This window comes from Mesorhizobium sp. M7A.T.Ca.US.000.02.2.1 (assembly GCF_003996995.1).
Lineage (GTDB): Bacteria > Pseudomonadota > Alphaproteobacteria > Rhizobiales > Rhizobiaceae > Mesorhizobium.
On record NZ_RZTT01000386.1, the window covers coordinates 1,691 to 5,794 of the forward strand.

The following is a 4,104-nucleotide window of genomic DNA, read 5'->3' on the forward strand; positions in this document are numbered from 1 at the left end:
CCGATCCTGTCAGCCAGGATCCAGACCCCGAATGTGCCGGCAAATTGCACCACAGTGCCGCTCGCCGGGTCCTCGATCCGGCCCAGCGTCATCAGAGACACCCGGCCAAGCAGGTAGCCGGCGGCAAGGCTGCCGAGCGTGGACAGCAGGATCATCGGAACGGCGCTGCTCAGCAGAATGGAACCTGCTGCCGCCGAAATCGCCATCCGGTAGATCAGCAAGGCGGTGGCGTCGTTGAGCAGGCTCTCGCCTTGCAGAATGGCAGTGATGCGGTGCGGCACCTTGAACTGGCCAAGCACGGCCGATGCCGCAACCGCATCGGGCGGCGCCACGATGGCGCCAAGCGCTATGGCCGCGGCGATCGGCAGGCCTGCCATCGCCCAGCCGGCAAGTGCGACCGTCGCTGTCGTGAAAAGGACGGCGCCAAGCGCCAGCAGCACAAGCGGCACCCTGTAGCGGTTGAGATCGCGCAGCGAGGTATCATAGGCGGCATCGAGCAGCACCGGCGCGATGAACAGGGCTAGCGCCAGTTCCGGATCGATCTCTATGGTCGGCACGCCAGGCACGAAGGCGATGGCCACCCCGGCCAGCGCCAGCAAAGAGGGATAGGGAACCTGTACGCGCCGCGACAGCGCCGTCAGCGCAACGGCGATCAACAGCAGAACGAGTGTCAGTTCGAAAAGCGCCATGGCCTGTTATAGCCGGGAAGCGAGACGCTGGCAGTGGCAAAGCGGCTGGAAACTGTTGATTGGCCAGCAAGCTCGAGCCGATGGGAATATGCCTCGAATTGCCTTCCACCGATGCCCTGCCAAATCGACAAATGCGCCGGCCGCACTGACATCGAAATCACCGATAGAGGGGTCGCTTAAACACGGACTTCCCTGCATTGCAGCCCATGCCACGCGGACGGAAGCATCCTCGCGTCTTCGCAGACCGGGATGCAGCCATTCATTTTGAACAAGCGCATCAGCCTAGTGCAGCACCAGCATGTCGCTCGACGAGAACGAGATCTCAGCCTTTTCACCAACAGCGGGCGGCGGGGTTGCCGGGCTGTTGAAGGTGTCGAGCGAGACCGTGTTGCCGCCGATGCCGACGCGAACCCGGATGACCGAGCCGAGAAAATGCACTTCGGAGATTTCTCCCGAAAGGCTGGAGTCGCGGCCGGGCTGGCGGCCCAGCGAGATCGCTTCCGGACGCAACGCCAGCGACAGCGTGTCACCTGATTTGGAGCCGTTGAGCTTGCCCTTGAGCGAAACCTGTTCGGAATTGACCCGCACCGTGCCTGCGGCGGCATCGGTGACGGTGCCTTCGAGCACGTTCAGCGTGCCGACGAAATTGGCGACGAACTTGGTCGCCGGGCGGTTGTAGATCTCGAACGGCGTGCCGACCTGCTCGGCCTTGCCGCCATACATGACGGCGATGCGGTCGGAGATCGACAGCGCCTCTTCCTGGTCATGCGTGACGAAGATGGTGGTGATGCCGAGCTTCTTCTGGATCGAGCGGATTTCCTCGCGCAGCGACACGCGCACCTTGGCATCGAGCGCCGACAGCGGCTCGTCGAGCAGCAAGAGCTTCGGCTTCGGCGCGATGGCGCGAGCCAGCGCGATGCGCTGCTGCTGGCCGCCCGAGAGCTGATAGGGATAGCGATCCGCCATCTGCGGCAGCTTGATGATGCCGAGCATCTCGGCGACACGGGCATCGATGTCCGCCCTGGGCATGCCGGCGACCTTCAGGCCGAAGCCGATGTTCTGCGCCACGGTCAGGTTCGGAAACAGCGCATAGGCCTGGAACACCATGCCGACATTGCGCTGGTTGGGTTTCAACCTCGTAATGTCCTTGCCGCCGACGACGATCGTGCCGGCGCTCGGCTCCTCGAAGCCCGCCACCATGCGCAGCACGGTGGTCTTGCCGCAGCCGGACGGGCCGAGGAAGGAGACGAATTCGCCGCGCTCGACGTCAAGATTGAAGTCCTCGACCACCGTTGTGGCGCCGAAGGATTTTCGAACGTGCTGGATGGAGAGGAATGGGTCGGCCATGGCTTTGACTTTCAGTTCGGACGGTTCGCCGATCTCGGCGCGAAGCGGGACAGGATCTGTATCAGCGACATGCAGCCCCAGGTGATGGCGAAGGCGATGATGGCAAGTGCCGCCGGCTCATAGGCGCGGTTGGCGCCGATATTCTGCAGATAGGGGCCGAAGGCCGGCCGGTTGAGCAGGCTGGCCATGGTGAATTCGCCGATGACGATGGCGAAGGTGAGGAAGGCGCCCGAGAGCACCGCGATCAGCACGTTGGGCAGGATGACACGGGTGATGATCGTCCCCCAACCAGCACCAAGGATCTGTGCCGCCTCCGTCAGTGTGCGCACGTCGATGGTGCGAAGCCCGGTGTCGACGGCGCGATACATGTACGGCAGCGCCAGTGTTGCATAACCGATGACCAGCAAGGCAGTGGTGCCTGTATCGGTCGCCAGGAACGGCAGCGGCGAATTCGACCCGTACATTCTGATGTAGCCGAAGACGATGACGATGGCCGGAATGACCAGCGGCAGCAGGGTAATGAATTCGACGATCGGCCGCAGTTGCGGCAGCCGAAGCCGAATCCAATAAGCGGCGGGCACCACGATCAGCACGCCGAGAATGATGGTGAAGACGGCGGCCAGTACCGAATAGCCGAAGGTGGCCTGGAAACGGGCATCGCCCAACACGACCTTGTAGGCGTCGAAGGAGTACTCCCCGCGCCGCATGCGCATCGAGAACTCCACGGTCGCGATCAGCGGGATGAAAAAGTAGGCCGCGCCAAGAGCAAAGACGAGCCAGGCCCAGAACTTTCCCGACTTCATTTCAGCCACCTCTCGGAACGGGTCCGGAACCAGATGTAGAACACATTGGCAAGACCGGTGATGACGATCATGCCGAAGGCGATGGCATAACCGAGATGGGCATTGTGCAGCACATCTCCACGGATCTGTGCATAGAGCAAAATCGGAACGATGTTGAGAGACGAGCCGGTTAGCGCATAGGCGGTGGCGATGGCGCCGAAGGCGTTGGCGAACAACAGGATCACGGTGCCGAGGAAACTCGGCCAGATCACCGGAATGACCACCATGCGCCAATACTGGGACATGGTCGCGCCCAGCGTCGCGGCGGCCTCGCCCCATTCCTTCTTCAGTCCGTCGATGGCCGGCACGATGATCACCACCATCAATGGTATCTGGAAATAGACATAGGTCAGTGTCAGGCCCCAGAATGACAGGATGTTGAAGCCGTGCGCGTAGATGTTAAGGCCGAACACGGTGTTCAGGATCACCGTCGCAAGGCCGAGGCGGCCGAGCGTGGCGAGGAAGGCAAAGGCCAGCGGCACGCCGGCAAAATTGGAGGCCACGCCGGAAAACGTCAGTGTCGCCGAACGTATCCAGTCTGGCAGGCCGCCGCGCACGATGGCGATGGCAATCGCCAGGCCCGCAAATGCGCCAATCAGCGATGAAGCAAGACTGATCTTGATCGAAATCCAGTAGGCGGCAACGATGGACGGTTGCGCCAGCGCTGCGATGTTCTCGAGCGTGAATTCGCCGGCATCGTTCTGGAATGCACCCAGCATCAGATAGAGCGTGGGCAGGATGAGGAACATGATGGCGAAGATGAAGAAAGGCGCGACACCAAGCCATTGTGTCGGCAGCCGCATGCTGCGTGCTTCGGCGGGAGGCGCAGTCTTCCCGGTAACAGCGTGGTCGGACAATGAGATATCAGTCATGCGCCGGCTACCGTCTTCGAGAGAAGGACCGGGCGGCCGCGAAGCCGCCCGGCATGGTGTGAGTTACTTCACGTTGGCGCCGACGACGGCATCCCAGTTCTTGGTGATGGCTTCCTTGGACTTGCCCTGCTCCTCGAGTGTCGGGAACACGGCGGACGCATAGGCTTCGGCCGGCGGCAGCTTGGCCAGGATGTCAGCCGGGATCTTGCCGTTCTTGGCGAGATCGTTGAAGCGGATCGGGTGGCAATAGCCTTTCAGCCAGCCGATCTGGCCTTCGTCCGAGTAGAGGTATTCGAGCCAGAGCTTGGCTGCATTCGGATGCGGCGCGTAGGCGCTGATCGCCTGCACATAGAC

The 4,104-nt window shown here is 62.2% G+C and carries 4 protein-coding genes and 1 pseudogene; all 5 read right to left on the minus strand.

Translation table 11 applies throughout. The annotated features are described in order from the left end of the window. Window positions 1-689, minus strand: a 689-nt coding sequence (locus EOD15_RS37000) for a cation:proton antiporter (protein ID WP_245463776.1), incomplete at its 3' end; no start/stop codon positions are given. Window positions 690-971: 282 nt separating this feature from the next. Next, window positions 972-2,036 (minus strand): ABC transporter ATP-binding protein, encoded by a 1,065-nt coding sequence (locus tag EOD15_RS27215; protein WP_023810097.1) that lies wholly within the window; start codon window positions 2,034-2,036, stop codon window positions 972-974. Window positions 2,037-2,047: 11 nt separating this feature from the next. Then, window positions 2,048-2,839: an ABC transporter permease gene (locus EOD15_RS27220; protein WP_127318718.1), complete on the minus strand. Its 792-nt coding sequence runs from the start codon at window positions 2,837-2,839 to the stop codon at window positions 2,048-2,050. Beyond that, entirely contained in the window at window positions 2,836-3,750 is a 915-nt protein-coding gene (locus EOD15_RS27225) for an ABC transporter permease subunit (protein WP_023810098.1), read from the minus strand. Before EOD15_RS27225 ends, EOD15_RS27220 begins: the two co-directional genes overlap by 4 nt. A 63-nt stretch (window positions 3,751-3,813) precedes the next feature. Continuing rightward, a pseudogene (locus EOD15_RS27230) lies at window positions 3,814-4,104 on the minus strand (ABC transporter substrate-binding protein); the annotation flags it as partial.

Bases quoted from the DNA above. Each gene is read 5' to 3' on its own strand.
- EOD15_RS27215 (WP_023810097.1), bottom strand. From the start codon at position 2,036: ATGGCCGACCCATTCCTCTCCATCCAGCACGTTCGAAAATCCTTCGGC.
- EOD15_RS27220 (WP_127318718.1), bottom strand. From the start codon at position 2,839: ATGAAGTCGGGAAAGTTCTGGGCCTGGCTCGTCTTTGCTCTTGGCGCG.
- EOD15_RS27225 (WP_023810098.1), bottom strand. From the start codon at position 3,750: ATGACTGATATCTCATTGTCCGACCACGCTGTTACCGGGAAGACTGCG.